Source organism: Novosphingobium percolationis (assembly GCF_020179425.1).
GTDB classification, from domain to species: domain Bacteria; phylum Pseudomonadota; class Alphaproteobacteria; order Sphingomonadales; family Sphingomonadaceae; genus Novosphingobium; species Novosphingobium percolationis.
On sequence record NZ_JAILYM010000005.1, the window covers coordinates 249,130 to 275,771 of the forward strand.

28 protein-coding genes and 1 tRNA gene are annotated in these 26,642 nt (G+C 67.5%); 14 read left to right on the top strand and 15 right to left on the bottom strand.

From position 1 onward, the window contains the following. Positions 1 to 9 precede the first annotated feature (9 nt). Together K3A84_RS14640 and K3A84_RS14645 are read right to left on the bottom strand one after the other, a co-directional pair. The gene (locus K3A84_RS14640) at positions 10 to 213 is read right to left on the bottom strand and encodes a hypothetical protein (RefSeq protein ID WP_225010089.1); all 204 of its coding nucleotides are present in this window, start codon (positions 211 to 213) and stop codon (positions 10 to 12) included. 90 nt (positions 214 to 303) lie between these two features. Beyond that, a complete protein-coding gene (locus K3A84_RS14645) occupies positions 304 to 1,299 on the bottom strand; it encodes an adenosine kinase (protein WP_225010090.1) in 996 nt (331 codons plus the stop codon). Between the two features lie 128 nt (positions 1,300 to 1,427). Between K3A84_RS14645 and K3A84_RS14650 the strand changes: the two genes are divergently transcribed. Then, positions 1,428 to 1,859, top strand: coding sequence for a hypothetical protein (locus K3A84_RS14650; RefSeq protein WP_225010091.1), 432 nt, complete (start codon positions 1,428 to 1,430; stop codon positions 1,857 to 1,859). A gap of 4 nt (positions 1,860 to 1,863) precedes the next feature. Here the strand turns inward: K3A84_RS14650 and K3A84_RS14655 are convergent, their stop codons facing one another. Both K3A84_RS14655 and K3A84_RS14660 read right to left on the bottom strand, forming a co-directional pair. Next, positions 1,864 to 2,433 carry a DoxX family protein gene (locus K3A84_RS14655; RefSeq protein WP_225010092.1) on the bottom strand — a complete coding sequence of 190 codons (570 nt, stop codon included), beginning with the start codon at positions 2,431 to 2,433 and terminating at the stop codon, positions 1,864 to 1,866. Between the two features lie 69 nt (positions 2,434 to 2,502). Continuing rightward, positions 2,503 to 2,970 (bottom strand): RrF2 family transcriptional regulator, encoded by a 468-nt coding sequence (locus tag K3A84_RS14660; protein ID WP_225010093.1) that lies wholly within the window; start codon positions 2,968 to 2,970, stop codon positions 2,503 to 2,505. 97 nt (positions 2,971 to 3,067) lie between these two features. Between K3A84_RS14660 and K3A84_RS14665 the strand changes: the two genes are divergently transcribed. After that, on the top strand, positions 3,068 to 3,511 hold the full coding sequence (locus K3A84_RS14665; protein WP_225010094.1) for a globin domain-containing protein: 444 nt from the start codon (positions 3,068 to 3,070) through the stop codon (positions 3,509 to 3,511). Positions 3,512 to 3,566: 55 nt separating this feature from the next. On the opposite strand, the gene K3A84_RS14670 is transcribed toward K3A84_RS14665, so the two are convergent. Further along, entirely contained in the window at positions 3,567 to 3,872 is a 306-nt protein-coding gene (locus tag K3A84_RS14670; RefSeq protein ID WP_225010095.1) for a hypothetical protein, read from the bottom strand. Positions 3,873 to 3,998: 126 nt separating this feature from the next. Between K3A84_RS14670 and K3A84_RS14675 the strand changes: the two genes are divergently transcribed. The 6 genes from K3A84_RS14675 to K3A84_RS14700 all read left to right on the top strand — a co-directional run bounded on the left by K3A84_RS14675 (position 3,999) and on the right by K3A84_RS14700 (position 7,037). After that, a complete protein-coding gene (locus K3A84_RS14675; protein ID WP_225010096.1) occupies positions 3,999 to 4,430 on the top strand; it encodes a CBS domain-containing protein in 432 nt (143 codons plus the stop codon). 52 nt (positions 4,431 to 4,482) lie between these two features. Then, positions 4,483 to 4,815, top strand: coding sequence for a HesB/IscA family protein (locus K3A84_RS14680; protein WP_225010097.1), 333 nt, complete (start codon positions 4,483 to 4,485; stop codon positions 4,813 to 4,815). A 2-nt stretch (positions 4,816 to 4,817) separates the two neighbouring features. Beyond that, a complete protein-coding gene (gene xth / locus K3A84_RS14685; RefSeq protein WP_225010181.1) occupies positions 4,818 to 5,591 on the top strand; it encodes an exodeoxyribonuclease III in 774 nt (257 codons plus the stop codon). 131 nt (positions 5,592 to 5,722) lie between these two features. Next, positions 5,723 to 5,860: a hypothetical protein gene (locus tag K3A84_RS14690; RefSeq protein ID WP_225010098.1), complete on the top strand. Its 138-nt coding sequence runs from the start codon at positions 5,723 to 5,725 to the stop codon at positions 5,858 to 5,860. Next, on the top strand, positions 5,857 to 6,543 hold the full coding sequence (gene msrA, locus K3A84_RS14695) for a peptide-methionine (S)-S-oxide reductase MsrA (RefSeq protein ID WP_225010099.1): 687 nt from the start codon (positions 5,857 to 5,859) through the stop codon (positions 6,541 to 6,543). The genes K3A84_RS14690 and msrA overlap by 4 nt, the downstream gene beginning before the upstream one ends. Before the next feature lie 35 nt (positions 6,544 to 6,578). Further along, complete coding sequence (locus K3A84_RS14700; RefSeq protein ID WP_225010182.1) at positions 6,579 to 7,037, top strand: Fur family transcriptional regulator; 459 nt, start codon at positions 6,579 to 6,581, stop codon at positions 7,035 to 7,037. Between the two features lie 37 nt (positions 7,038 to 7,074). On the opposite strand, the gene K3A84_RS14705 is transcribed toward K3A84_RS14700, so the two are convergent. Continuing rightward, positions 7,075 to 7,608 carry a GNAT family N-acetyltransferase gene (locus tag K3A84_RS14705; protein WP_225010100.1) on the bottom strand — a complete coding sequence of 178 codons (534 nt, stop codon included), beginning with the start codon at positions 7,606 to 7,608 and terminating at the stop codon, positions 7,075 to 7,077. An 86-nt stretch (positions 7,609 to 7,694) separates the two neighbouring features. On the opposite strand from K3A84_RS14705, the gene dxs reads away from it, so the two are divergent. Further along, positions 7,695 to 9,617 (top strand): 1-deoxy-D-xylulose-5-phosphate synthase, encoded by a 1,923-nt coding sequence (gene dxs / locus K3A84_RS14710; RefSeq protein ID WP_225010101.1) that lies wholly within the window; start codon positions 7,695 to 7,697, stop codon positions 9,615 to 9,617. A 37-nt stretch (positions 9,618 to 9,654) separates the two neighbouring features. Here the strand turns inward: dxs and K3A84_RS14715 are convergent, their stop codons facing one another. Genes K3A84_RS14715 through K3A84_RS14730 form a run of 4 tightly spaced genes read right to left on the bottom strand, consistent with a single transcriptional unit; the run spans position 9,655 to position 14,992 of the window. Next, positions 9,655 to 10,341, bottom strand: a complete 687-nt coding sequence (locus tag K3A84_RS14715) for an NnrU family protein (protein ID WP_225010102.1) — start codon at positions 10,339 to 10,341, stop codon at positions 9,655 to 9,657. A 46-nt stretch (positions 10,342 to 10,387) separates the two neighbouring features. Next, positions 10,388 to 11,809, bottom strand: a complete 1,422-nt coding sequence (locus tag K3A84_RS14720) for an amidohydrolase family protein (RefSeq protein WP_225010103.1) — start codon at positions 11,807 to 11,809, stop codon at positions 10,388 to 10,390. After that, positions 11,806 to 13,203 carry an amidohydrolase gene (locus K3A84_RS14725; protein ID WP_225010104.1) on the bottom strand — a complete coding sequence of 466 codons (1,398 nt, stop codon included), beginning with the start codon at positions 13,201 to 13,203 and terminating at the stop codon, positions 11,806 to 11,808. Before K3A84_RS14725 ends, K3A84_RS14720 begins: the two co-directional genes overlap by 4 nt. 13 nt (positions 13,204 to 13,216) lie before the next feature. After that, positions 13,217 to 14,992, bottom strand: coding sequence for a peptide MFS transporter (locus K3A84_RS14730; RefSeq protein ID WP_225010105.1), 1,776 nt, complete (start codon positions 14,990 to 14,992; stop codon positions 13,217 to 13,219). 476 nt (positions 14,993 to 15,468) lie between these two features. Between K3A84_RS14730 and K3A84_RS14735 the strand changes: the two genes are divergently transcribed. Continuing rightward, positions 15,469 to 15,750, top strand: a complete 282-nt coding sequence (locus K3A84_RS14735; RefSeq protein WP_225010106.1) for an integration host factor subunit beta — start codon at positions 15,469 to 15,471, stop codon at positions 15,748 to 15,750. Between the two features lie 90 nt (positions 15,751 to 15,840). After that, positions 15,841 to 15,925: transfer RNA gene (locus K3A84_RS14740), tRNA-Leu, on the top strand. A 21-nt stretch (positions 15,926 to 15,946) separates the two neighbouring features. On the opposite strand, the gene K3A84_RS14745 is transcribed toward K3A84_RS14740, so the two are convergent. Continuing rightward, entirely contained in the window at positions 15,947 to 17,992 is a 2,046-nt protein-coding gene (locus K3A84_RS14745; RefSeq protein WP_225010107.1) for a heparinase II/III domain-containing protein, read from the bottom strand. Positions 17,993 to 18,111: 119 nt separating this feature from the next. After that, positions 18,112 to 19,620 carry a YifB family Mg chelatase-like AAA ATPase gene (locus tag K3A84_RS14750; RefSeq protein ID WP_225010108.1) on the bottom strand — a complete coding sequence of 503 codons (1,509 nt, stop codon included), beginning with the start codon at positions 19,618 to 19,620 and terminating at the stop codon, positions 18,112 to 18,114. A 194-nt stretch (positions 19,621 to 19,814) separates the two neighbouring features. Between K3A84_RS14750 and K3A84_RS14755 the strand changes: the two genes are divergently transcribed. Next, positions 19,815 to 20,525: a hypothetical protein gene (locus tag K3A84_RS14755; RefSeq protein ID WP_225010109.1), complete on the top strand. Its 711-nt coding sequence runs from the start codon at positions 19,815 to 19,817 to the stop codon at positions 20,523 to 20,525. A gap of 22 nt (positions 20,526 to 20,547) precedes the next feature. On the opposite strand, the gene polA is transcribed toward K3A84_RS14755, so the two are convergent. Both polA and K3A84_RS14765 read right to left on the bottom strand, forming a co-directional pair. Then, the gene (gene polA, locus K3A84_RS14760) at positions 20,548 to 23,406 is read right to left on the bottom strand and encodes a DNA polymerase I (protein WP_225010110.1); all 2,859 of its coding nucleotides are present in this window, start codon (positions 23,404 to 23,406) and stop codon (positions 20,548 to 20,550) included. Positions 23,407 to 23,508: 102 nt separating this feature from the next. Continuing rightward, a complete protein-coding gene (locus K3A84_RS14765; RefSeq protein WP_225010111.1) occupies positions 23,509 to 23,736 on the bottom strand; it encodes a hypothetical protein in 228 nt (75 codons plus the stop codon). Between K3A84_RS14765 and K3A84_RS14770 the strand changes: the two genes are divergently transcribed. Next, positions 23,735 to 23,941, top strand: a complete 207-nt coding sequence (locus tag K3A84_RS14770; RefSeq protein WP_225010112.1) for a hypothetical protein — start codon at positions 23,735 to 23,737, stop codon at positions 23,939 to 23,941. The two genes, K3A84_RS14765 and K3A84_RS14770, sit on opposite strands and share 2 nt — an antisense overlap. A 153-nt stretch (positions 23,942 to 24,094) precedes the next feature. Here K3A84_RS14770 and K3A84_RS14775 read toward each other — a convergent pair whose 3' ends face one another. Then, positions 24,095 to 25,063 carry a serine hydrolase gene (locus K3A84_RS14775; protein WP_225010113.1) on the bottom strand — a complete coding sequence of 323 codons (969 nt, stop codon included), beginning with the start codon at positions 25,061 to 25,063 and terminating at the stop codon, positions 24,095 to 24,097. A gap of 240 nt (positions 25,064 to 25,303) precedes the next feature. Between K3A84_RS14775 and K3A84_RS14780 the strand changes: the two genes are divergently transcribed. After that, positions 25,304 to 26,641 carry a phosphotransferase gene (locus tag K3A84_RS14780; RefSeq protein ID WP_225010114.1) on the top strand — a complete coding sequence of 446 codons (1,338 nt, stop codon included), beginning with the start codon at positions 25,304 to 25,306 and terminating at the stop codon, positions 26,639 to 26,641. Position 26,642 lies beyond the last annotated feature (1 nt).

A 26,642-nucleotide genomic window follows, 5' to 3' on the forward strand; every position in this document is an offset into this window, starting at 1 on the left:
CATCCGGCATCACACCATGATGTTGACGCCCGAGGTGATGTCGGTCGGCGGGCGGGGCACGGTCACGCTCGGATCGTAGCGGCTGGGCGGGTCCTGCGTGGTGATGCAGGTCGCCTTCTGCACGACCGGCGAAACCGGCGTGGCGTCGTAGCTGGTGCGGCTGGCCGGGGTGCCGGACAGGACGGGCGAAATTGGGGAAACACCTGCGCTCATGGTCTCACGCTCTGCAACGCGCGCACCTTTTGCGCGCGGACGTAGAACGGCCATGGGCGGCGGGGTTTAAGCCCCGCCTGCCAAAAAAGTTCAGCCGATTACCGGCGCGATGAGGTCCGCAAGGTCGGCCTCGGGCCGGGCGCCGTAGTGCGAGATGATCTCGGCCGCGCAGATCGCGCCCAGCCGCAGGCATTCGCCGAGCGGAAGGCCGCGCACGTGGCCGAACAGGAAGCCCGCCGCGAACAGGTCGCCCGCACCCGTGGTGTCGACCACCCTGGCCACGGGTTCTGCCGCAACGTGGGCGTGTTCGCCGCCCGAAACTGCGTGCGCGCCCTTTTCGCTGCGCGTGACGACCAGCGTCGGCACCTTAGCCTCCAGCGCGGCGATGCCTTCGTGGAAATCCTCCCTGCCGGTCAGCGAGGCGAGTTCGTGCTCGTTGGCGAACAGGATGTCGATCTCGCCCGCGTCGATCAGCGTGCGGAAATCGTCGCCATGACGCGCGATCACGAAGGAATCCGACAGCGTGAAGGCCACCTTGCGACCGGCAGCGCGCGCGGCGGCAATCGCCTTGCGCATGGCGCGGCGCGGCTCTTCGGGATCCCACAGGTAGCCTTCGAGGTAGAGCACGCCCGCCGATGCGATCAGCGTGTCGTCCAGCGCTTCGGGAGGCAGGTACTGCGATGCGCCGAGGAACGTGTTCATCGTGCGCTGCCCGTCGGGTGTCACGAAGATCAGGCACTGCGCGGTGGGCGCGCCGCCGGTGCTGGCGGGCGTGTCGAAGGCGATGCCGCCGGCATTGATGTCGTGGCGGAACACCTGGCCGAACTGGTCGTCGGCCACCTGCCCGATGAAGCCGCACTTCGCGCCGAGCGCGGCAAGGCCGGCCAGCGTGTTGGCGGCGGAGCCGCCCGAGATCTCGCGCGCGGGGCCCATCGCGGCATAGAGTTCGGCGGCACGGTCGGCATCGACCAGTGTCATCCCGCCCTTGGCGAGGCCGAGCTGCGCGATCTGGGTGTCTTCGGCCGGAGCCATGACATCGACGATGGCGTTGCCGATGGCGATGACGTCAAACTGGGGGGTGGTCATGAAGGCTCCGCAAGGCGAGGGGGAGAGGATGCCTCAGGGGGTAGCCGCGTGGCGCGCGCATCGCAAGCGTGCTGCGGCGCAGCGCGGCGGCGTTGACAGCACCGCAGGAGGCAGGTCATGCAGTTGGAATGCTGGCCCGTTTTCTCGTTCTTTGCGCGCTTTCCGCCCTGCTTGGCGCATGCGGCGGTGCAACCGGCGCCGCCACCAGCGCCACCGGCAAGGCCGCGACGATCCGCAGCACCGGCCATCCGCCGACGCGGCCTGTGCTGCGTCCGCCGCCGCAGCGTCCTGCTGCGCAAGTGCAAGTCCTGCCCGGACTCGAAGGGGTGATCGGCGCCGATGCCGAACAACTCACCCGCCTGTTCGGCGCGCCCCGGCTTGACGTGCGCGAGGAAGATGCGCGCAAGCTGCAGTGGTCGGGAGGGGCATGCATCCTCGATGCCTACCTCTATCCGCCAGCGCCCGGAGGCAAGGCCACCGCGACCTATGTCGATGCGCGCCGGGGCGATGGCCGCGATGTCGATCGGGCGGCTTGCGTCGCCGCGATGCGCAAGCCCTGATCGGTCAGTTCAGCGACCACCACCGGCGGCGCGGACGGTCGGCCACGCCATCGCCGTTCAGGTCCGTGGTGACGTAAGTCGTGCCATCGGTTGCGGGGCGGCTGGCCACGCCCGCGACATGGCCTTCGGCGCGCGCGGCGCGCAGTTCGGCCTCGCGCGCGCGTTCCTCCGCTTCGCGCGTGGCGATGTCGCCGCGCCGGGCAAGTCGCATCGAATCATAGCTCCAGCGCATCTGGCTATGCGCGAACAGGCACAGGAAACCGCCCGCCATGGCAAGGTTCTTGAGCGCCATGGCCGACTGCAGGGGATCGGCGAAGTCCCGGTGGAAGAACAGGATCGTCAGCAGGCAGAACCCGGCGAACAGGATCGCGAAAAGCCGGGTCATGAAGCCGAGCGCGATGGCGATGCCGCCGACCAGCTCGAACAGCGCCACCGGCAGCGCGAGACCATCGGGTAAGCCCGCCTTGACGATCATGGCGTTGGTGCCGACCGGATCGAACAGTTTCGACGTGCCGGAAACGATGAAGATCAAGGCCAGCAGGATGCGGCCGACGAAAGCGGCGATGGTGTTCATCGGACGTCTCTCCCACGCTGCCCCCTCGGACGGGGGTGCGCGCCGCAGCGGCGCGCTTCGTGCGCAGGATCAATCGACGGGGGCGGCGCAGGTTCCGGCGGGATCGGGCAGGGATGGAGGCAGGGGCAGGGCCCAGGCGGGGAAGGCCGGCGCGCCCGATGCCGCCACTTCGGCGAGCGTGTAGCGATCCAGCACCGCAAGGAAAGCTTCGAGCGCCTCTGCCAGCACGCCCGAAAGCCCGCAGCCACCGCGCAGGGCGCAACGGCCACAATCGGCCAGCTTCATGCCCCGTTCCAGTGCGCGCACCACTTTGCCGACCACGATCTCGTTCGCGGGGCGCGCCAGCGTGATCCCGCCTCCGCGCCCGCGCTGGCTGGTGACGAAGCCTTCGTGCACCAGCGCCTGCGCCACCTTGGCCACGTGGTTGTATGAAAGGCCCTGCTCGCCGGCGAACTTGGGCAGCGACAACGGCCCGCCCTCGCGCGCAAGCACGGCGAGCAGGCGCAGGCCGAAGTCGGTGTGTTGGGTCAGCTGCATCTATCTTTTCCGTCAGGGGTTTTCATGCCCGAGAGGGCTTGTCGAAATCAAGCATTTCAAATACTGGTAAATAAGATACCAGTTTCAGGAGAACCCCATGCGCACCGCTTCCCCCGCTGCCATTGCCATCGTCAAGTCCACCGCGCCCGCGCTCGAACAGCACGGGGTGGCTATCACCACCGCGATGTACAAGCGCTTGTTCCAGAACGAGGAAGTTGCTGCGATGTTCGATCGCGCGGCGCAGGAAAGCGGCGAGCAGCCCAAGCGGCTGGCAGCGGCGATCCTCGCTTATGCCAAGAACATCGACAAGCTCGGCAACCTTGGGCCGGCGGTGCAGCGCATGGTGGCGCGCCATGTCGAAACCGGCGTGCATGCCGAACACTACCCGCTGGTCGCCGAAGCGCTGCTGCCCGCGATTCGCGACGTGCTGGGCGCCGACGTTGCCACCGACGAAGTGCTGGGCGCGTGGGGCGAAGCCTATTGGATGCTCGCCGACATCCTGATCGCGGCGGAACAGGAAGCCTACCAAGCTGCGGCCTGATCGGGTCTGACAGGGCCGGACGCGCCACCCCTCGGCGCGTCCGGTTGCCCGGCAGTCACCAGGTCTTGTCGTCCAGCGGATCGTCGATCGATTCGTCGTGGCCCGTTCCACTCGACAGGAACACGAGGCCCATCAGCGCCCCCATCAGCATCATCGTCAACCCGATTCCCAGGAACGTGGCGATGTAGAGATGGATCGAAACCAGCCCGAACTGCGACCACAGATAGCCCCATACCCCCAGGATCGTCACCAGCGTGACGACGCCCATGCCCCACATCAGCGCACGGAAGCGTGCCCAGGCGTGGGCCGCCTTGTGCGGATCGTCGAGCGGCGAGGCTTTAGGGTTGGGAGATCTGGGCATCGGCGTGAAAGATGGGAGCGATCAGGGGCTTAGGCAATACTTTGACACTGGCTGCAATGGTGGCATCATGGCTCGTCCCGGAGGCGGGAAAAACCCGCCCCTGACCTTGGGACAGAGGAGGATGCCATGACGATTGCCAAGCTGATAGCTGGCCGTTCGGGCGAAGTCTGGAGCTGCCACGCCGAAGACTGCGTGGCCGATGCGGTTGAAGTTCTGGCGAAGAAGCGGATCGGCGCGCTGCCGGTCGAGGATGCGGGCACCGCGGTGGCCGGGATCTTCTCCGAACGCGACGTGCTCTACTGCCTCCAGGCGCATGGAGCCGACGCGCTGCGCATGAAGGTGCGCGATGTGATGACCGCGCCGGTGATCAGCGTTGCGCCGCGCGACAGCGTGTTGCAGGCGCTCAGCCTCATGACCCGCCGGCGTATCCGCCACCTTCCGGTGGTCGAGAACGGGCGGATGGTGGCGTTCATCTCGATCGGCGACCTCGTCAAGCATCGGCTCGATTCGATCGAGGCCGAGGCCGAGGCGATGCGCAGCTACATCCAGTCGGCCTGATTGTCGCACCTGCCGCTTGAGCCGGAGCGTTCGCGTCCCTATCTGAAACGGCATGAGTGAACCTGCCGTCATCCTTGCGCCCAGCGCCGCCGCGCGCGTTGCCGCCATCGCCGCCAAGCAGGCGAAGCCCGCGATCCTGCGCCTTTCGGTCGAAGGCGGCGGCTGTTCGGGCTTCCAGTACAAGTTCGGCCTGGCCGATGCGCCTGAAGCCGATGACAGCGTGGCCGAGACCGACGGCGTCAAGCTGCTGGTCGATTCGGTCAGCCTCGATCTCGTGAACGGCGCCACCGTCGAATACGTAGAATCACTGGGCGGCGCGGCCTTCCGCGTCACCAATCCGCAAGCAGCTTCCGGCTGCGGCTGTGGTTCGAGTTTTTCGGTGTGACGATCAAGGTCGCCAGCTTCAACATCAACGGCATCAAGGCACGCCTTCCGCGCCTGCTCGAATGGCTCGAGGAGACCCGCCCCAGCGTCGCCTGCCTGCAGGAAATCAAGACGCAGGACGAAGGCTTCCCCGCCGCCGAGTTCGAGAAGATCGGCTATCACGCGATCTGGCACGGGCAGAAGGGCTTCAACGGCGTGGCCATCCTTGCCGATGGCGTCCCGCCGGTGGAAGTGCATCGCGGCCTTGCGGGCGATCCCGAGGACGAGCACGCCCGCTATCTCGAAGCCGACGTGTTCGGCTTGCGCGTGGTGTGCATCTACTTGCCCAACGGCAACCCCCAGCCGGGGCCGAAGTTCGACTACAAGCTGCGCTGGATGGAGCGCCTGCGCAGCCGGATGCGCGAGCTGCTGGCCGAGGAGCGCCCGGCGCTGGTGATCGGCGACTACAATGTCATTCCCGAGGACAAGGACACCTATTCGGTGCCCGCCATGGCCAGCGATGCGCTGATGCAGCCCGAATCGCGTGATGCCTATCGCCGCCTGCTCAACGATGGCTGGACAGACGCGATCGACCTGCACAATCCGCAAGGCGGCGTCTGGACGTTCTGGGACTACCAGGCCGGGGCTTGGGCCCGCGATCATGGCTTCCGCATCGATCATGCGCTGCTCTCGCCCGCACTGGCCGACAGGCTGGCCGGTGCGGGAGTCGACAAGGCCTATCGCGGGCGGGAAAAGGCCAGCGATCACGCCCCGATCTGGGTCGCCTTGCGCGACTGAATGCAAATCGCCGGCACGGCTTGTCGTGCCGCAAGTGCGAAATATCGCAAATGCTGTGCGTTTGTTCACAGCACGGTCAAGGCGCGGCGCGCAATCGCGCACCTGCGCTGAATATCAACGGACTTTCCCTCATGCGTCTCTTCGCCAAGGACTTCTACCGCTCGCTCCTGCTCGGCTTTGCCATCGGCACGCTCGGCATGGGCGTCAGCATCGCGGCGAAGGTCCATGCGGCAGAAGCGCCCTCCACGCTGGCGGCGCCCGCCCGGTGATCGTCCGCCGGCCTCGCACCTTGGTCGCGGGGCTGGCTCTCGCGCTGGCCTTGAGCGCCTGCCAGCAACCTGCGCAGGCCGAACAGGCGGTGCGCACCCCCGAAGCCGCCGTAAAGGCCGTCGAAGCGCCCGGCCGCCGCACCGCGGTGTTCGCAGGCGGCTGCTTCTGGGGCATGGAGGCGGTGTTCAGCCACCTCAAGGGCGTGTCCAGCGTGGTCTCGGGCTATGCCGGGGGCCGCAGCGCCGATGCCGATTACGACACGGTCAGCACCGGCACCACCGGCCATGCCGAATCGGTGCGCGTCACCTACGATCCCGCCGTGATCCGCTACGACCAGCTGCTGCAGGTGTTCTTCGGCGTCGCCAGCGATCCCACCCAGCTTGATCGGCAGGAGCCCGACGTCGGCCCGCAATACCGCAACGCGCTGTTTCCGCGCGATGCGGAGCAGGCGCGCGTCGCTGCCGCCTATATCGCGCAACTGCGCCGTCTTGATCCGTGGAAGCGCCCGATCGTCACGCGGATCGAACCGGGCAAGAGCTTCTATCCGGCCGAAACCCATCACCAGGACTTCGCGCTGAAGAACCCGAACCACGGCTATATCCGCCGCTGGGACGTCCCCAAGGTCGCCGCGTTGCAGCGCACGTTCCCGCAGCTCTGGTCCGCGCGGTTCCAGCCCAATTGATTGCGGATTCGGGCGGCTGCGCCTATCTGGAAGGCATGGGCGGCCACCATCATCACCATTTCGCAGGCGAAACGCTGATCGGCGCAGCGCGCGACGTGCTCGTCGCGTCGGGCGAGCAGTGGACCGATATGCGCGCCGACGTTTTCGAGGCCCTGGCGGATCGCGAAAAACCGGCCTCGGCCTACGACATCGCCGAAAGCGTCGGCACGCGGCGGGGCAAGCGCGTGGCGGCCAACAGCGTCTATCGCATCCTCGACCTGTTCGTGCGTACCAACCTCGCGCGCCGCGTGGAGAGCGCCAATGCCTACCTCGCCAACACCCATCCCGGCTGTCGCCACGATTGCATCTTCCTGATCTGCGACGTCTGCGGACAGGCGACGCACCTTGACGACGACCGCCTCACCGGGGCGCTGCGGCAGGCGGCGCAAGGCGCGGGCTTTGCCGATGTGCGCCCGGTGGTGGAACTGCGCGGGGTGTGCAGACACTGCGCCTGAGCCACACCTGACGGCGCCCCAACGGCACCCGACGTGGTCACAGCGCCTTGCGCATCCGCTTCAACGGCACCGGCGCTCCGCCGCGCGCGTCCTCGATTTCTTCGACCACCTGGTAGCCGGACACGGTATAGAGGGGCACGCCCGACAGCGTTCCCATCAGCTCGCATGCGGTGAAGCCTTCGCTCTTCGCTGCCGTCTCGCAATGGGCCAGCAGCGCGCGGCCCACCCCGCGCCGGGCGAAGGCGGGGACGGTATACATCGCGCGGATGCGCGCCGCTTCGGCGGCGGGATCGAGCAGGCGGGGCTCGCGCAAGGCGGTGCTGTGGTCACCGCCATAGAGCGTGGCGCGACGGCTCCAACCGCCGCACCCGGCGATGGTGCCGTCGATCTCGGCGACGAAATACGTCCCGTCTTCAACGAGTTGCTGGTCGAGCCCCATCACCGCGCGACTCGATTCGACCTGTTCGGGCGAAAGGAACCCGGCTTGGAGCTGGCCGATCGCGGCGTCCATCACCGCGCGCAAGGCGTCAAGGTCTGCAGGCGTGGCGGAGCGAATTGTGATTGCGGTCATCGCCTTGGCCATGCCGCGTGCCCGCCCGCTCGTGCAAACGCTTTGTTGTGGTTGGACGGCGCGTGACAAGGGTGTAAGGCGGGCGAATGTCCGCAATCCCGGCCACCCCGCTCCTCGACACCGTCGACACCCCCGACGACCTGCGCAAGCTCCCCCCCTCGCAGCTCCGCCAGCTGGCGGACGAGTTGCGCGCCGAGATGATCAGCGCGGTCGGGCAGACCGGCGGGCACCTGGGGTCAGGGCTCGGCGTGGTCGAGCTGACCGTGGCGATCCATTACGTGTTCAACACGCCTGAAGACCGGCTGATCTGGGACGTGGGCCACCAGGCCTATCCGCACAAGATCCTGACCGGGCGGCGAGACCGCATCCGCACGTTGCGCCAGCCCGGTGGCCTGTCGGGCTTCACCAAGCGCAGCGAGAGCGAATACGACCCGTTCGGCACCGCGCATTCGTCCACGTCGATCTCGGCGGCGCTGGGCTTTGCCGTCGCCAACAAGCTGGCGGGCGCGCCGGGCAAGGGCATTGCGGTGATCGGCGACGGAGCGATGAGCGCCGGCATGGCCTACGAGGCGATGAACAACGCGCAAGCCGCGGGCAATCGCCTGATCGTGATCCTCAACGACAACGACATGTCGATCGCGCCGCCGGTCGGCGGGCTTTCCGCCTATCTCGCGCGGCTGGTCTCGTCGGGGCCGTTCCTCGGCCTGCGCGACACGCTGCGCAAGATCTCGCGCCGCCTCCCAGAGCCGCTGCACAAGGCGGCGAAGAAGACCGACGAGTTCGCGCGCGGGCTCGCCATGGGCGGCACGCTGTTCGAGGAGCTGGGCTTCTACTACGTGGGTCCGATCGACGGCCACAATCTCGACCAGCTGATCCCGGTGCTGGAAAACGTGCGTGATGCCGCCGAAGGGCCGTGCCTGATCCATGTCGTGACGCAGAAGGGCAAGGGCTATGGCCCGGCCGAGGCGGCGGCAGACAAGTACCACGGCGTGCAGAAGTTCGACGTCATCACCGGCGAGCAGGTCAAGAGCGCGGGCGGCCCGCCCAGCTATACCAATGTCTTTGCCCAGGCGCTGGTGGCCGAAGCCGCGCGCGATGCCACGATCTGCGCGATCACCGCGGCGATGCCGTCGGGCACCGGGCTCGACAAGTTCGCCGCCACCTACCCGGATCGCAGCTTCGACGTGGGCATTGCCGAACAGCACGCGGTGACGTTCGCGGCGGGGCTGGCGGCAGAGGGGATGCGCCCGTTCTGCGCGATCTATTCGACCTTCCTGCAGCGCGCCTATGACCAGGTGGTGCATGACGTGGCGATCCAGAACCTGCCGGTGCGCTTCGCCATCGACCGCGCAGGGCTTGTCGGCGCGGACGGCGCGACGCACGCGGGCTCGTTCGACGTGACCTACCTTGCCAGCCTGCCCAACATGGTGGTCATGGCGGCGGCGGACGAGGCCGAGCTGGTCCACATGACGCACACCGCGGCGTGCCACGACAGCGGGCCGATCGCGTTCCGCTATCCGCGCGGCAACGGCGTGGGGGTGCCACTGCCGGAAACGCCCCAACGGCTGGAGATCGGCAAGGGCCGGATCGTGCGCGAAGGCTCCAAGGTGGCGCTGCTGTCGCTGGGCACGCGTCTGGCCGAAGCGCTCAAGGCGGCGGACCAGCTCGAAGCGAAGGGCCTGCCGACGACCGTAGCCGACCTGCGCTTCGTCAAGCCGCTCGACACCGACCTGATCCGCCGCCTGATGGCGACGCACGAAGTGGTGGTGACGATCGAGGAAGGCTCGATCGGCGGGCTGGGCGCCCACGTGCTGACCATGGCGAGCGACGAGGGTCTGACCGATGCCGGGCTGAAGATCCGCACCATGCGCCTGCCCGACGTATTCCAGGACCATGACAGCCCGGACAAGCAGTACGACACGGCGGGGCTCAACGCGCCGCAGATCGTCGATACCGTGCTGAAGGCGCTGCGCCACAACAGCGCCGGGGTCAGCGAAGCGCGCGCCTGACCTGCTCCGATGGCAAACCGGATGCCCGCGCGCTTAATTAAAGCGCGTGGGCCGGTACCAGCATCCAGATCCCGGCGGGAATCTGCGCAAGGGGCATGTGCAGCCAGGTGATCGCCAGCCACGGGAACGAGGCGGCGGCTAGCCAGACACCCAGCTCCTTCGCATGGGCAAGATCGGGCCAGAACGAGGTGCGCTTCATCCAGGCGCGCCATTCGCCGCCATGGAGTTCCTTCTTCTTGCGATCCTGCAGGTGCGAGCCCAGCAGTGCCAGCAGCGCGATACCGCCCGCCAGGATGAAGGTGCGCGGGATCGGCGCGACCAGCATGTGCGACACCGCCCAGATCGCAAAGGCCATCATCATCGGATGGCGGGTGATCTTGAACAAGCCGCGCGGAAGCTGCGCGGACAGGCCGTGGACGCGGGCCCCGGCCAGCGCCGGATTTCCGCCAAGCGACGCCATGAACAGCGCCAGCGCCACGAGCGTGAGCAGGCTCGACACCGTCCACGGCAGCGCCGCCATGCCGTCCCACAGCGGTGTTCCGGCCGGGGTGCGGTGGAATGCGACCACCATCCAGCCGAAGGTGGCCAGTGCCACCACCGAATAAAACGCCAAAAACCCCCGCAAGCTCAGCAGTTTGACCAGAAAAGGCCGCAGGGGATGGGACAAGGCGAAGTGCGTTCCAAGAAACGCAGCCATTGCGACTGCCAGCCAGATCAGTTCCATCGTGCCCCCTTGCTGCCGCCCTCTGCGAGGCGGTCATGCCGAGGCCTTATTGATAGGCCTTCGGCAGTGATCCTTCCTGCGGAGTTCTGTATCGGTCCCGCAGTCTTGTCTGATGATTTACCATGTTCTGCGCGACCCCGTCGACATAGATCGCAACCGGACCGGACGCTACTTCGAGCGGATCGCCGTCCCATATCACGACATCGGCGGCAAGGCCGGGCTTGAGGCTGCCGAAATGGGTGGCCTCGCCCAGGATGTCAGCCGGAACCGAGGTGATCGCGGCGAGCGCCTGGCCCCAGCTCAACCCGGTGGCGCCCGGCATCCGCCCGACGGCGACGAGGTTGCCTGCATATTGCGGGGCGTAGCGCGGCTGGTCGTTGTCGAAGAAGCCGCCCAGGCCCACCTTGACCCCTGCCGCCTGCATCCGGCCGACGTTGGACTGCGTCGCGCCGAGCGTTTCGAAGCGGCCCGGCAGGTCCGTCATCGCGCTGGCCAGCACGGGCACGCCCGCGGCGGCGATCTCGTGCGCGACGCGCCAGCCTTCCGCCGCGCCGACGATCACCAGCTTCAGCGCCGGAAATTCGCTCTTGAGCCGCAGGACCTGCCGGATGTCTGCCGCGCGTTCCACATGGACGTAAAGCGGCTGCCTGCCGGTGACGACCGGGATCAGGGCGGCGGCGTCGAAGCGCGTGAGCAGGCCGTCGTCGGCGCGCCCCTGCGCGGTCTGCGCCATGCGCGGATCCAGCGGGATGTCGTCTCCGGTCGTTGCGGGTGCGCCCTTGCCCGCGCCGATCTTCCCCCCGCCGATCTTCGAAATGCCGGTGCGACGGTCGAAGTCGGCCGCTTCGCGCAGGGCATTGCGCAGCACCGCCTGCGCCGCGACGCGGCTGCCGCCTGCAAGGTCCGCCCCGCGTTCGCCCAGTTCGACGAACTGGAAGGCGCGGGGGCGATTGACCGGGTTGGCATCCGTGCCAAGGTCGATGATCGCGCCCTGCCCTGCGAAGATCGCGTTGGCCGCCATCGGCGCGACGGCGGCGCGGGTGACGCCGCCCGCACGGCTCACGCCGATCGGCGTGGCGTCGGGATCGATCGCGGCGGACACATCGAGCGCGGCGTTGAAGCCCGCCTTTTCGGCATAATCGTCGTTGCTTTCGTCGACCGCGCCGACATCGACGAGGCCGAGGTCGGTGACCGCGCTGACAAGGCCGGGCGTGACCCACTTGCCCGCGCCGTCGATCACCTTGACGCCAGCGGGCACGGCCACGCCCGCGCCTGCGGCGACGACCTTGCCACCGCGCACGACGACCGTGCCGTTCGCGATCGGCGCGCTGCCGTCGCCGATCGCGACAGTGGCGTTGGTAATCGCGAAATCCTCTGCCTGTTGCGGCGATGATTGGGCCAGCGCAGGGACCGAGACCGACGCCGCGAGCAGCGCGATCGTGCTGCGGATAAGGGTGCGGGCCTTCACTTCACGTCTCCTTCGCCGGGCTGGCCAAGTTCGAAATCGGTCACCGGGCGGCGCGTGCGGTCCATCGCGTCATAGAGCAACGCGCCATCGACCCAGACCTTTTCGGGCCGTGCATAGACCGACAGCGGATTGCCGTTCCACAGCACCACGTCGCCCATCTTGCCGGGTGTCAGGCTGCCGGTCATGCCGTCTATGCCGAGCGCCCGGGCCGGGTTCAGCGTGAACCACGAGATGACCTGTTCGTCGGGAATCCGGATGCCGATGCGGCGGCCATCGCCCTGCGCCTTGGCCGCTTCCTGGTTCAGCCGCTGGATGCCGTACTCGTCGTCGGAATGGATGATCACGCAGGCGCCTGCATCAGCGAGCAGCGCGGCGTTTTCGGGGATGCCGTCATAGGCTTCCATCTTGAAGCCCCACCAATCGGCCCAGATCGCGGCGCAGATGCCGTTCTGCTTGAGCAGGTCGCCGATCTTGTAAGCCTCGACCGCGTGGTGGAAGGCACTGACCTTGTAGCCGAATTCCTTGGCCATATCGATCACCAGCGCCATTTCGTCTGCGCGGTAGCAGTGGTTCTGGACGAGGATCTTCCCCGCCAGCACGTCGGCCAGCGTCTCCATGGCGAGGTCGCGCGAATCGAGCTTACCCGCATCGCGCTTCTTCTTGTATTCGGCGGCCTTGATCCAGGTCTGCCGGTCGACCGCGAAGTTGCCCATGCGGGTGGACGGCATCTGGTTGCGCTCGCCATAGACGCGCTTGGGGTTCTCGCCGCAGGCCATCTTCAGGCCATAGGGCGCGTCGGGGAACTTCATGCCCTGCACGGTGCGGCTGGGCACGTTCTTGAGCACGACCGAGCGCCCGCCCATCAGGTTGGCCGAGCCGGGCAGGATCTGCAGCGACGTGACGCCGCCATTGGCCAGCGCGCGGGTGAAGCCGGGATCCTGCGGCCAGACCGAATGTTCCGCCCAGACTTCGGGCGTGGTCGGGCTGGTCGCCTCGTTGCCGTCGGAATGGGCCTGCACGCCGGGGCTGGGATAGACGCCGAGGTGGCTGTGGATGTCGATCACGCCCGGCGTCACGAACTTGCCCGCGCCGTCGATGCGGCGATAGCTTCGCGGCACGGCGAGATCGGCGCCGCCGACCGCCTCGACCTTGCCGCCCGAAACCAGCACGGTGCCGTTGTCGATCCGCTGCCCGGTGCCGTCATAGACGGTCGCGCCGACGATCGCGATCGCCTCGCCCGGATAGGGCTTGTACGTCGAGGGGTACGGGTTGTCCTTGAGCTGGTAGCTCTCGTCGGTCTGCTTGGGCTTGGCCAAGCCTGCCGTGGCGGACAGCGCGAGCGCGAGGCCCGCCAGTGCGTGCGCGGCTAGCTTTCCGAAAGGTCGCGTGGTCATCGTGTCAGCCCCCTTACTTCACGCCATGCATCAGACGGCGCAGCGGCACGGCCAGCAGCAGCAGCAGCACGCCGATGGCGACCGCGACCCAGCCGATCGTGCTGAACACGGCGGTATAGGTGTCGAGGCTGCGCTTGAGGTTGGTCACCTGTCCGCCCACGGTCTCGACGCTTGCCACCTGCGCGACGATCCCTGCGACGTACTGCGCGACCGAGATCGAGAGGAACCAAACGCCCATCATCAGCCCGACGATGCGCGCAAGGCTCAGCTTGGTGATCATCGACAGGCCGACCGGCGAAATGCACAGCTCGGCGATCGAGTGGATCAGGTAGAGCCCGGCGAGCCACCAGATCGAGACCTTGAAGTCAGGCCCGGCGAACTGCGCGCCCCACACCAGGAACAGGAAGCCCGCGCCCACGCCCGCCAGCGCCACGCCGAACTTGACCGGGATGCTGGGTTCGATCCCGCGCTTGCCCATCGTCGCCCACAGGATCGACATCAGCGGCGCGAGCATGACGATGAAGATCGCGTTGAAGAACTGGGTCTGCCCGGCCGAGATCGAGAACAGGCCGAAGATCGACAGGTCGGTGTTGCGGTCGGCGAACAGCGTCAGCGACGAACCCGCCTGTTCGAACAGCGTCCAGAACACGGTGTTGAACACGATCAGCACCATGGCCGCGACCATCATCTGGAATTCGACCTTGCTGCCTTCCTTCCAGGCATAGAACAGGATCACCGGCACCCCGAGGATGAACGTGCCGAACAGCAGCTTGCCCATCAGCGGCAGCGCCAGGACATAGCCCAGCAGCCCGGCGCCTTCGGCGGCAGGCGTCGCGCTCATCAGGTTCTGGAACAGGAACAGCACCACCGGCACCGCGATCGCCGCGCCGAGGAAAATCAGCAGGCCGCGGTCCTTGGTCTGCCCGGCAGGCGGCTCGCCATAGCCCGACAGGCGCCCGCCATCGAACTGGATCAGGCTCCAAGAAAACACCATGCCGATCGCGGCGAGGCCGAACCCTGCCCACCAGCCCACGGTATCGGCCAGCAACGGGCACAGCAGCTGCGAGAACAGCGAGCCCAGGTTGATGCCCATGTAGAAGATGGTGAAGCCCGCATCCTTGCGGGTATCGCCCTTGGGGTAAAGCTCGCCCACCATGGTCGAGATGTTAGGCTTGAAGAAGCCGTTGCCCACCGTGATCAGCGACAGGCCGACGAGCAGCAGCAGCGTGAAGGCCGAGGAGCGTGTGCCTGCGGATTCGAACCCGCCCTTGGGCACGGCGCGCGCCACGCTGCCATCGGGGGCGAGCAGCGAGACGGTGCCGTCCTCGTTGCCCTTGATCAGCAGTTTCTGCGCGCCATCCACGACATAGCGCTTTTCAAGGCCGGTGGAGGTGGGGCGGTCGAGCGTGTTCTCCTCGACCACTTCGTAGCGCTGGCCTTCGATCACCGCGTGCGGCTTGGCCGTCTCGCCGCCGAAGCACAGGATGAAGTAGCCCGCCGCCATCATCAGCGCGCCGAACTTCACCGATCGCTTCGAGCCGAGGTAGCGGTCGGCGAGCAGCCCGCCGACCAGCGGCGTCAGGTACACCAGCGCGGTGAAGCCGCCGTAAAGGCCGGTCGTGGTGCTGTCGCTGAACAGGAAGTGCTTGGTCAGGTACAGCGTCAGCAGCGCGCGCATCCCGTAGTAGCCAAAGCGTTCCCACATCTCGGTGGTGAACAGCCGCGCGAGTTGTCGCGGGTGGCCGAACCAGCCATGGTCGGCCGAACCCTGTTCGCTAGTCGCTGTCATCAGGTGATATGCTCCCCGTCCTCGTTCCGGCATGGCCCGCAGCTCTTCGGCGCGGCGCCGCAAAGCGTGACATAGTAGCGGCAATGCGGGGTTTGGGAAGAATCCGATTGCGACTGCAACCTGTTCGCCAGATCCTGCGGCGGGCGGGACCGGGCGCGAAAGGATTGCAGTCGCCAGCGCCGCCGCCGTGCAACAATCTTGCCCGCTGGTCGATGGCAGGTGACGCGCCCAGGCACCGGATGTGACGAAAACCGCTGCCGACCTGACCTGTAGTGCCCGCCAGCCCGAAAAAAGCGTCCAGAACCGGACATTTGGCCCTTTCGGAGCCGATACTATGCCATAAGTTAAGTTGTACTCCATATCGCGATCTGGCAATCTTTTGCTGCTGTTCGCCCGGACGGGGGTCAAGGGCGGCGCGAATTGTCTTGGGATCGAGGGGGGTGTCTTTTTTGGCACCCGCGGAGGGAAACAACCGGATGATCAGATCCGAACTCTTGCAGGCGCTGGCCAAGGAAAGCCCGGGCATGCGCGCAGAGGAAATCGAGCGCGTCGTCGACGTGTTCTTCGATGAAGTGGGCAAGCGCCTGGCCGAAGGCGGGCGTGTCGAACTGCGCGGCTTCGGCGCGTTTTCGACCCGTGAGCGCGAAGCGCGCAAGGGTCGCAACCCGCGCACCGGCGATACCGTCGAAGTGCCGGGCAAGCGCGTGCCCTATTTCAAGCCCGGCAAGGAAATGCGCCAGCGCCTGAACACCGAATAAGGCGCTGACGACCCGGCAGCCACTGCCCGCCCGGCAAGCGACTTGCCGGGGACGGCTGCCTGTGCAATCGCCGCACGCAAGCCTCTGCAAGCGGACGTGGCGGAATGGTAGACGCCGGGGACTTAAAATCCCTTGAGCTTTGCTCGTGCGGGTTCGAGTCCCGCCGTCCGCACCAGCAGGCCATGCGCCTGGCCGGTCAGACCTTGGGGTCGATGCGCCAGCTTGCTTCGCGCCGCCCGCCGTGCGGGGTGATCGTGATGATCTCGTCGTCGAGCACGACGCGCAGGCGCTCATTGGTGGTCCACGTCAACTTGCGGATGCGGCCATCGATCGCCACCAGCGATGCCATGTGGGTTAGCCCCGCGTGCTGGTGGGTCAGGCCCAGCGCATCGTTGCGGGTCATCTTGGCATAGGCGGTACTGGTCCAGCCCTGGATGCGTGGCTCGGTCTGGCCACGGATCACTTCTGCGCTGGCGTTCGGCTGGTCCGAGGCGAGGCCCACGGCCAGTTGGCGACCATCGGAAAGGCGGGCCTCGAACAGCATGTTGCCCTTGGGGCGCAGCTTGATGTCGGTGGCGAAGTGGGTCCACTGGATCAGCGGGCGCGTGGCCGATCCCGGCGCGGCGACGGCATCACCGGGTTGGCTGCCTGTCTTGCTGGCCGTGTTGCTGGCCGCGTCGCTGCCGGCGTCCTTGCCCGTATCGTCGGGTGCATCGGGCGCTGCGTTGCGCGCGGTGATGTCCCTGACCAGATCGACCGTCAGCACGAAGTGCCCCGGCCGGTAGAGGACCGTGCGGGCATGGATGATGCCGAGCCGCGTTTGGCGCACCGAGGCGCAGATCAGCGTGCAGCCGTCGCGTTCATCGACCTTGCGGATGGCATTGCCATAGGGGGGATAGGGTTCGGTCAGCGGCGGCCAGGGATCGCGCCCGTCCAGCTCGATCGTGTTGTGTGCGCGCGCCGAAATGGCATAGGTGCGCATCGGGTCGGTCTTGTAGGCGAACTTGCCCGTCTCGCGCACGATCTCGACGCCGTCGTACCAGACGTAGGACAAGTCGTCGTTGTGCTTGTGCACCGCCGATTGGGCGCTGCCCATCAGCAGGAAATAGGCGTTGGGCGGGATGGCTTCGGTGAGGGCGGGGCTGGTTGCTGCCGCTGCCGCCGTGCCCGAACCGGCGGGATTCGCATCGGCCATGGCTTCCTCGGCCATGTCCTCGTCGGACGTGTCTGCATCGGCCCCGTCCGCAGGGAGCGCGTTCGTGTCGGCCAGCGTTGCCGGATGGGCTGCGGCTGCGGCAGCTGCAGTGGCGTCGCGGTCGCGGCGGATGACATAGCCGCCAGTCTGGAACAGCCCGGTCTCGCGCGGGGCTTCCGCGCTCGGCGGGCCGGAGACATGGCCGTTGGTATCGCCCACCATCACGATCCGGTTGTCGGGCGTGCGGAACCAGCGCTCGATCGCCTCGCTCTTCTTGAGCAGCCCTGCGATGTCCTGGTATTCCTCGAACCAGCGCGCGGCCATCAGCTGGCGCAGCTTCATGCTGGCGTAGACCTGGTAGCCCGGCGAGTTTTCCTTGTGCAGCCCGTCGTCGGTGAACTGGCTACGCAGCAGCGCCTGGAGCGTCTTCTTGACGAAGGCGTGGATTTCGGGACGGTCCTGCTCGGGCAGGACTTCGGCCAGCGCGCGCACGCCCACCAGATCGTCGAAGGTGTGGTTGGTCAGCCGGACGGGAATGACGTGCAGGATCTGGCGGACATGTTCTTCGGCCAGCGTGCGCAGCACTTCCTGCTCTTCGTGCGTGGCGATGCCCTGGCGCACTTGTGCTGCGCCCATGATATAGGCGAGCGTTGCGGCGCGGTGGCCGGTCACCTTGTCGGCCCAGGCGTACTTGTTCTTCTTCTTGTTGACGATGTGGAACTGACGCCAGTCGAGCAGCAGTTCCAGCGGCCAGCGCAGGAACCGCGCGTCGCCGGTCTTCTCGAAGGCGATCAGGTGGCCTTCGGTCATGCGGAACATGTGCAGCTGCGCGCACCAGTTGCGATCGTGGAACGGATCCGCGCTCCAGGCGACGGGCAGCGTCAGCGTGTAGGGCTCGATATCCGCGCGCGGCGTGAACACGTTGTAGTCGGGCGAAGGCGCCGCCTTCGTGCCCGGCGTGAAGCCGAGCTGCCGGACCACGATCGGCAGGGGCAGGGCTGAAGCGTCCTGTGCAGTCGGGGAAGAAGCGCGATCGGACGGCAGCATCGGTCGTTTCCTGCAAGTTCCGGCAAAGGCTTCTCCAGAACGGCGCGACTGATATGGAGGGCCGGATGGGCGGTCAATAGCAGGAAGGACCGGACTGCGACCATCGGCGATGCAACGGCTCAGGCCCGTGGCGGGGTGCGCCGGTAGCTGAGTGCTTCGGCGATATGAGACCGGCCCACCGTCTGTGCGCCCGCCATGTCGGCGATGGTTCGGCTGACGCGCAGGATGCGCGTATAGCCGCGCGCGGACAGGCGCATCGTTTCGGCGGCCTGCGCCAGCAGCCTGCGCGCAGGCTCGTCGGGCGTGGCGAAGCGATCGAGCAGGTCGCCGTCGAGTTCGGCGTTGTTGCGCCGTCCGGTGCCTTCGAGCCGCCGCGTCTGCACGGCGCGCACGGCAGCGACGCGCGCGGCGACCTCTGCCGACCCTTCCGCGGGCGGCGGCAGCGCGAGGTCGGCGGCAGAGACGGCATCGACCTCGACGTGCAGGTCGATGCGATCGAGCAGGGGGCCGGAGACCTTGGCCTGATAATCGCCCGCGCAGCGCGGGGCGCGGCTGCAGCCGAGCGCGGGATCGCCGAGGTGCCCGCAGCGGCACGGGTTCATCGCCGCGATCAATTGCACGCGCGCGGGGAAGGTGACGTGGGCATTGGCGCGCGCCACGGTAACTTCGCCGGATTCGAGTGGCTGGCGCAGCGAATCGAGCACCGCGCGCTGGAATTCGGGCAGTTCGTCGAGGAACAGCACGCCCAGGTGCGCGAGGCTGACTTCGCCCGGTCGCACGCGCAGGCCCCCGCCGGTCAGCGCGGCCATCGAGGCGGAATGATGGGGCGCGCGGAACGGGCGGGCGCGGCTGATCCGGCCGTCCTCGAGCAGACCGGCGACCGAGGCGACCATCGATACTTCAAGCGCTTCGGACGCGGTCAGGTCGGGCAGGATGCCGGGCAGGCACGAGGCGAGCAGCGACTTGCCCGCACCGGGCGGGCCCACCATCAGCAGGTTGTGCCCGCCTGCCGCGGCGATTTCGAGCGCGCGGCGCGCCACTTCCTGCCCCTTGACCTGCCGCAGATCGGCCATGCGGCGCGGCGGTTCGGCTTCGCCGGCCGCGGGCGGCGCGAGGCGCTGCGTGCCCTTGAGGTGGTTGAGCAGGCCGACCAGATCGGGCGCGGCGATCACCTCGATCCCGCTGGCCCAGGCGGCCTCGGTTCCTTGCGCTGCCGGGCAGATCAGGCCCTTGTTCGCCGTGCTGGCATGGAGCGCTGCAAGCAGCACGCCGGGGCTGGCGATGACCCGCCCGTCGAGCGCCAGTTCGCCCACGGCGACCAGATCGGCCAGCGCCTCGCGATCGACCACGCCCATCGCGGCGAGCAGCGCCAGCGCGATCGGCAGGTCGTAGTGCGAACCCTCCTTGGGCAGGTCGGCGGGGGCGAGGTTGACCGTTATGCGCTTGGGCGGCAGGGCCAGCCCCAGCGCGGCGAGCGCGGAATGGACCCGCTCGCGGCTTTCGCCGACCGCCTTGTCGGGCAGGCCGACGACGCGGAATGCCGGTACGCCCGGGGCGATCTGGCATTGCACTTCGACGCTGCGCGCCTCGAGTCCCAGATAGGCGACCGTCGATACCAGCGCGACCATGAAACCCCGGCTTGCCCCTCACAGACCCGCTTTGCGCGGATATACGTGTTCTTACGGATGATGGGTCGGCAGGGAAGCCAATCCCGCCAAAATGGCGCAATACGATGGTTAATTGATGAAGGAGAGGGAGCCCTAAGATGCGCTAACCTTGGCTCGTTCCGACTTCGCAAGAACTTGGGACGGAAGGGTCGGGCATGTCCCGCATCTCCTTCAATCTTGCCCGAAATATCCTTCATGCCCTTGGGGCGATGGTATTCGCCGCCACGTGTCCGGGGGCGGGGTTCGCCCGCGACGGTGGTCATGCACCGGCCGCCCGCAGCGACCGGCTGGTCAACCTGCACAGCCGCTATATCGATGCCTGGTCCGGGCAGGCGCAGGTGCCGATCGCGCAGTTCGGCCCGTTCCTCGTCATCGACAGGACGCGCGCGATGCTCGTGCGTGAAACCGACACCAGCGCGCCGCGCCACTTCGTCCGGATGATGGCCTCCTTCCCGACGATCCGCGTGCTCGAATTCCGCGATTGCCCCGGAACGCTGGACGACAACGCCAATCTCGTGCTGGGGCGCATGATCCACGAGCGCGGCCTTGCCACCGACGTGCCGCCCGGCGGTTCGGTCCGGTCAGGCGCGGTGGACCTGTTCCTGGCGGGCGTGCGCCGCACCGCCGCGGCCGATGCCACCTTCGCGGTCCATGCCTGGCTGGATGAGGATGGCCTGCGCCCGACCAGCTTCGCGCCGGATTCGCCGGTCAACCGCAAGTACGTGCAGTTCTACCGCGAGATGGGCGGCATGGCACCCGATGCGGCAGCAGCGTTCTACGACCTGACCAACTCGGTGCCCAACGAACAGGCGCTGTGGCTGAGCGTGCGCGACATCGCCCGCTTCGCGGTGATCGACATTCGCTGACGCATCCGTTCCGGTTCGGCGATCAGTGCGCCGCGCCCCATGACGGGCCGGAGCCGATCTCCACCCCGAGCGGCACCGACAGCATCACCGCCGGGGCCGCCGCGCCCACCATGACCGCCTCGATCACGCCGCGCGCCCGTTCCACGTCGCCTTCCGGCAGTTCGAACACCAGTTCGTCGTGGACCTGCAACAGCATCCGCACCCCCTTGCCGTCCTTTGGCCCCAGCCCCGCCGCGTCGAGCGCAGGGCTCATGCGCACCATCGCGCGCTTGATGATGTCCGCACAGGTGCCCTGGATCGGCGCATTGATGGCGGCGCGCTCGCTGCCCTGGCGCTCGGCCTGGTTCTTGGAGTTGATGCGCGGGAACCACGTCTTGCGACCGAACAGCGTTTCCGAATAGCCGCGCTCGCGCACCTGCTCCAGCGTATCGTGGATGTAGCGCTGGATGCCGGGGAAGCGCTCGAAGTAGCGGTCGATCATGCCTTGCGCCTCTTCGGCGGTGCAGCCGAGGCGCCCGGCCAGCCCCCAGCGGCTGATACCGTAGAGGATGGCGAAGTTGATGGTCTTGGCGCGTCCGCGCGTGTCGCGGTCGACCGTGCCGAACATTTCCATCGCGGTGCGCGCGTGGATGTCCTCGCCGGCGGCGAAGGCGTCCCTCAGCGCGGGCACGTCGGCCATGTGCGCGGCAAGGCGCAGCTCGATCTGGCTGTAGTCCGCCGCCAGCAGCACGTTGCCGGGTTCCGCCACGAAGGCGTCGCGGATCTGGCGGCCGATCTCGGTGCGGATCGGGATGTTCTGCAGGTTGGGATCGTTGGAGGACAGCCGCCCGGTCTGCGCGCCGACCAGGCTGTAGCTGGTGTGGACGCGGCCGGTCGCCGGGTTGATCGCTGCCTGCAACGCATCGGTGTAGGTGGACTTGAGCTTGGACAGCTGGCGCCATTCCAACACCAGCGTCGCCACTTCCGCGCCCTGCCCGGCGAGCGTTTCGAGCACCGACTGGTCGGTCGAATACTGGCCGCTCTTGCCCTTCTTGCCGCCCTTGTAGCCCAGCTTGTCAAACAGCACGTCGCCCAGCTGCTTGGGGCTGCCGATGGTGAAGGGACCGCCGGCCTTTTCGTGGATCACGCCTTCCAGTTCGGCGATCTTGCCTGCGAACTCGGTGGAAAGCGCGGCGAGGCGGTCGCGATCGACCTTGATGCCGTGCCGCTCCATCTGCGCGACCACCGGCACCAGCGGGCGATCCACGGTCTGGTAGACGCGCGTGCCGCCCTCGTCGGACAGGCGCGGGGCGAACAGGCGGTGCAGCCGCCAGGTGACGTCGGCGTCCTCGGCGGCATAACGGGTGGCGTCGGCCAGCGGCACTTCGGCGAAGGAGATCGCCTTCTTGCCCGTGCCGCACAGGTCCTTGAACGTCATCGTGGTATGGCCGAGATGCCTTTCGGCCAGTTCGTCCATGCCGTGCCCGGCCAGGCCCGTCTCGCTGCGCCCAGCATCGAGGCAGAAGCTCATCACCATGGTGTCGTCGATCGGCGCCGTGGTGATGCCGTATCGGGCCAGAATCGTGATGTCGTACTTCACGTTCTGCCCGACCTTCAGCACCGCATCGCTTTCGAGCAGCGGTTTGAGCGCGGCCAGCGCCTCTGCCCGGTCGATCTGCAGGGGCTTTTCGGCGAACATGTCGGTGCCGCCATGGCCGAGCGGAATGTAGCAGGCATCGTTCGGGCCGAGCGCGAGGCTGACGCCGACGAGATCGGCGCGCATCGAATCGAGCGCGCTGGTTTCGGTATCGACTGCCACAACGCGCGCGGCGAAGGCGCGGGCAATCCACTGCTCCAGCTCGCTCATCGACTGGACACAGGCATAGCTGCCGAGTTCGAAAGCAGGCCATGCGGGCAGCGACTGGCGGTTGGCGTCCTGCGGCGGCGCTGGCGCGGGCGTGTCGCCCGGCGCGGTGGGCGCAGCGGCGGGCGCGGGCGTGCCGAGCTTGCGCAACAGGCTGGTGAAGCCGTGTTCGGTGAGGAACGCGGCCAGCGGATCGGGGGGAATCGCCTTCAACTCGAAATCCTCGAGCGGCAGCGGCAGCGCGCAATCTTCCTTGAGCGCGACGAGCACGCGCGACAGGCGCGCCATGTCGGCCTGCTCGATCAGGCTCTCGCGCAGCTTGCCCGCCTTCATCCCCGGCGCGGCGGCGAGCGCCGATTCGAGGTCGCCGTGTTCCTGGATCAGCTTGGTCGCGGTCTTGGGGCCGATGCCGCGGATGCCGGGCACGTTGTCGACCGCATCGCCCATCAGCGCCAGCACGTCGCCGACCTTTTCCGGCGGCACGCCGAACTTTTCGATCACCTCGGGAATGTCGATACGCTGGTTCTTCATCGTGTCGAGCATGTCGACGCAGCCGCCGCCGATCCCGCACTTGCCCACAAGCTGCATCAGGTCCTTGTCCGACGATACGATCGTCACGTCCCACCCCTGCGCGGTCGCGGCGCGGGCATAGGAGGCGATCAGGTCGTCGGCCTCGAGATCGTCCTCCTCGATGCAGGCCAGGCTGAACGCGCGCGTGGCGTCGCGGATCAGCGGGAACTGCGGCACCAGGTCTTCGGGCGGGGGCGGGCGATTGGCCTTGTACTGGTCGTAGAGCGCATTGCGGAACGTGGTCGAGCCCTTGTCGAGAATCACCGCCAGATGCGTCGGGCCATCGGCCTTGTGCAGGTCCTCGGCCAGTTTCCACAGCATGGTGGTGTAGCCATAGACCGCGCCGACCGGCACGCCCTTCGGGTTCGTCAGCGGTGGCAGGCGGTGATAGGCGCGGAAGATATAAGCCGACCCGTCGACGAGGTAGAGGTGGCGATGGGGGGCTTTTTCGGGGGCGGCGCTGTCCATGGGCAGCGATGTAGCGGCTGGCGCGCCCTTGGCAAAGCGCTGTCGCCGCTTGCCCTGCGCATGACGACGCATTGTGCCGCGATGATGGCGAAAGCCCACGCTTTACCGCATCTGCAGGCCGTTTCGGCGCGGGTTTTCGGGTCGTTCCGCGCGCTTAAAAAAGCCTTGCGGCTCCAACAGATGGAAGCGCCCCGTGATCGCGCATACGTTGAACGCTTGCAAGCCGATGAATTGCCGATTAATTGGGGCGGGAAGTCTACCGCCAGAGTAGGCTTTGCGGCGGGCTGCTTGCCCGGCGCGGTTCACTTCAATCCAGGGATTGTAACGCATGCGCAAGCTCATCCTCGCCGCTGTCGCCGGCACCGCCTTCGCCCTCGCCGGCTGCTCGGAAAAGGCTCCGGAAGCCACTGAAGCCGCCACTGAAGCTGCTGCTGACGCTTCGGACGCCGCTGCTGACGCCTCGGGCGCCGCTGCTGACGCCTCGGCCTCGGCCTCGGACGCCGCTGCCAGCGCGAGCGAAGCCGCGAAGATGTAATCCCCGCCCGCAAGGGCAGGTTACGGATAGAGGGGCATGGATGCGCGCGCGTCCGTGCCCCTTTTCGCGTCAGCCTGCGATGCGGGCGTGACGCACGAAAAAGGGCGCCGCACGGGCGCCCTTTCCTGTTTCCGCCGAGCGTGGTGGCCGCAATCAGCGGCGCGCGATGTCCTGTGTTCCGCGCGTGATCGGTTCGCTGTACCCTTCGTAGAGCGTGCGGGCGATCTGGGCGATCAGCCCGGCGTGGGCGGTGTGGCCCTCCGGCCCGGTCACGAACACCACCATGGCCAGATGGCGGCCATCGGGCAGGCGCACGATGCCGACATCGTCGGTGACTCCCGCCAGCGTGCCCGTCTTGTGCGCCACCAGCGTGCCTGCGGGCAGCCCTGCGCGGATCCGGTTCTTGCCCGTGCTGGTGCGGGTCATGGTGTCGAGCAGCACCGCGCGGCTCTGCGGCGAAAGCGCGTTGCCGCGGTCGATCGCGGCGAGCAGCGCCAGCATCGCGCGCGGCGTGCTGCTGGTGCGGGTGGTCACGGTGGTTGCCGGATTGACCCGGCCATCGTCGCGCACCAGCGTCGCCATCGTATGGTCGAGCCGCTGGCCGACGATGCCCTTGCTGGTCAGCCAGGCGTTCACCGCCTGCACGCCGCCCACGGCGCTGATCAGGCCATCGGTCGCCTCGTTATGGCTGCGGGTGATCGACAGTTCCATCAGCCCCTGCAGGGTCAGCACCTGCCCGGGACGCAAGGGCGCTTCGGTGCTGCGCGCGCTGGCGGGCTGCAACACCGGCACCATCATCGGCATCGGTTGGTCGAGCCGCAACCGGCCTTGCTCGACCGCTTCGAGCATGGTCGCCGAAACCGCGATCTTGGCGGTGCTCGCCATGGGGAAGGGCATGTCGCCGTTGACTAGCACCTGCCCGCCGCCATCGAGGTCCATCGCGGCGACGCCGATACGCCCGCGCCCTTGCGCGACGATCGCGGCCACGCGGCTCTGGATTTCGATGTCGCGCGGGTCCTGCAGCGATACCGGCGGGCGGCTCTGCACGACCTGCGGTGTCGCCACCAGCGTCGGAAACGCCAGCAGGGCGGCGGCGATGATCCTGTGAATGCGCTTTGCCATGGCGGCTATCTTAACCCCAACCCGAAGAACCCGTCGTTGTCATTTGTAACGCAAGGTGAATCTTTGTGAAAGTACCTCCGAATCGGTCGGTCGCCGCATGGCCCCGGCTTGTCGGACGCGCTGGAACGAATCGTGCGCAGGCCAAAATGCGCGCTGGACTTTAATTGACCGATTAAGTTAAGCCCCGGGGAAACACCGGGAGGCCACTTCCGGGACAAAGAGGGTGAACCGGAGGCTGTCTTGGCGTTGGATCCGCAAGTCGATTTTACCACAGGCCTGAGCGCCGTGATGGCCAAGGTGGGCGTTACCGCTCCCGTCACCAACCCGCGCCGCCTGTCTGGAGGCGCCAACCTGGAATCATGGCTGTTCGATTGCGGCGACGAATCGTTCGTGCTGCGTCGCGCGCCGTCGGCGGAGTGGATCGCCAGCCGTCCGCTGTCGATGGAAGCCGAAGCCGCCATCGTCCGCCACGCCCACGCAGGTGGCGTGCCCGCGCCCGAAGTGGTGGCCGAACTGCAACCCGCCGACGGCATCGGGCAGGGCTTCATCATGCGCTGCCTGCCCGGCACCGCCGATCCCGAGGTCACGCTGTCGAGCCCGCCTTCGCTGGGCGAGGAGCTGGCCGTTGCCATGGCCCGGATCCACGCGCTCGATCCGGCGGGGCTGCCTTTCCTGAAAGTGCTGGAACCGGCAGACGGGGTGGAAGGGCTCTACCAGCAGTTCATGGATGCCGGTGGCGATCGCCCGATCATCGCGCTGGGCCTCGCCTGGCTGCGCGCCAACCTGCCGCCGAAGGCGGCGCCCGTGGTCGTCCACGGCGACTTGCGCATCGGCAATGTGATGAGCCACGAAGGCCGCCTGTCGGGCGTGCTCGACTGGGAACTGACGCATCTGGGCGATGGGCACGAAGACTTTGCCTACGGTTGCATGACCGTGTGGCGCTTCGGGCGGCTCGACAAGCTGGGCTTTGGCCTGACCGACATCGACACGCTGGCCCGCGCCTATGAAGCGGCGGGTGGCGAGACGTTCGATCCCGTGCGCTTCCGCTTCTGGCTGGTCTATCGCACGGTATGGTGGTCGCTCGGCTGCCTCGGCATGGGCAAGACATGGCGCAGTGGTGTCGACCGCCAGATCGAGCGTGTCGTCGTCGGCCGCCGCACCTCTGAACAGGAACTGGACATCCTGCGCCTCCTCGAAGGCGACGCGCCCGAAGCCGAACGCGCGCGCAAGCTCGCGCCTGCAGGCGCGGCGCACGATTCCGATCAGGGCGAACCGACCGCGGCTGAAATCCTCACCGCCGTGTCCGAATGGCTCGCCTCCACCGTCAAGGAGCGCCTGTCGGGCCGCGAGCGCTGGGAACTGGCCGTCACGCAGAACGCGCTCGGCATCGTGCGCCGCCAGCTTGCCGGGCGGCCCGATACGTCCGACAGGACGCTGACCGAGGACATTCTGGCAGGGCGCGTGTCGCTCGCTACCCCGGGCCTGCTTGCCGACCTGCGCCGCCGCGCGCTCGATACGCTTTCCGCCGACATGCCGAAATATCCCGCGCTCGCCCAGGCGCGCGGCCTTTGGGAGTAAG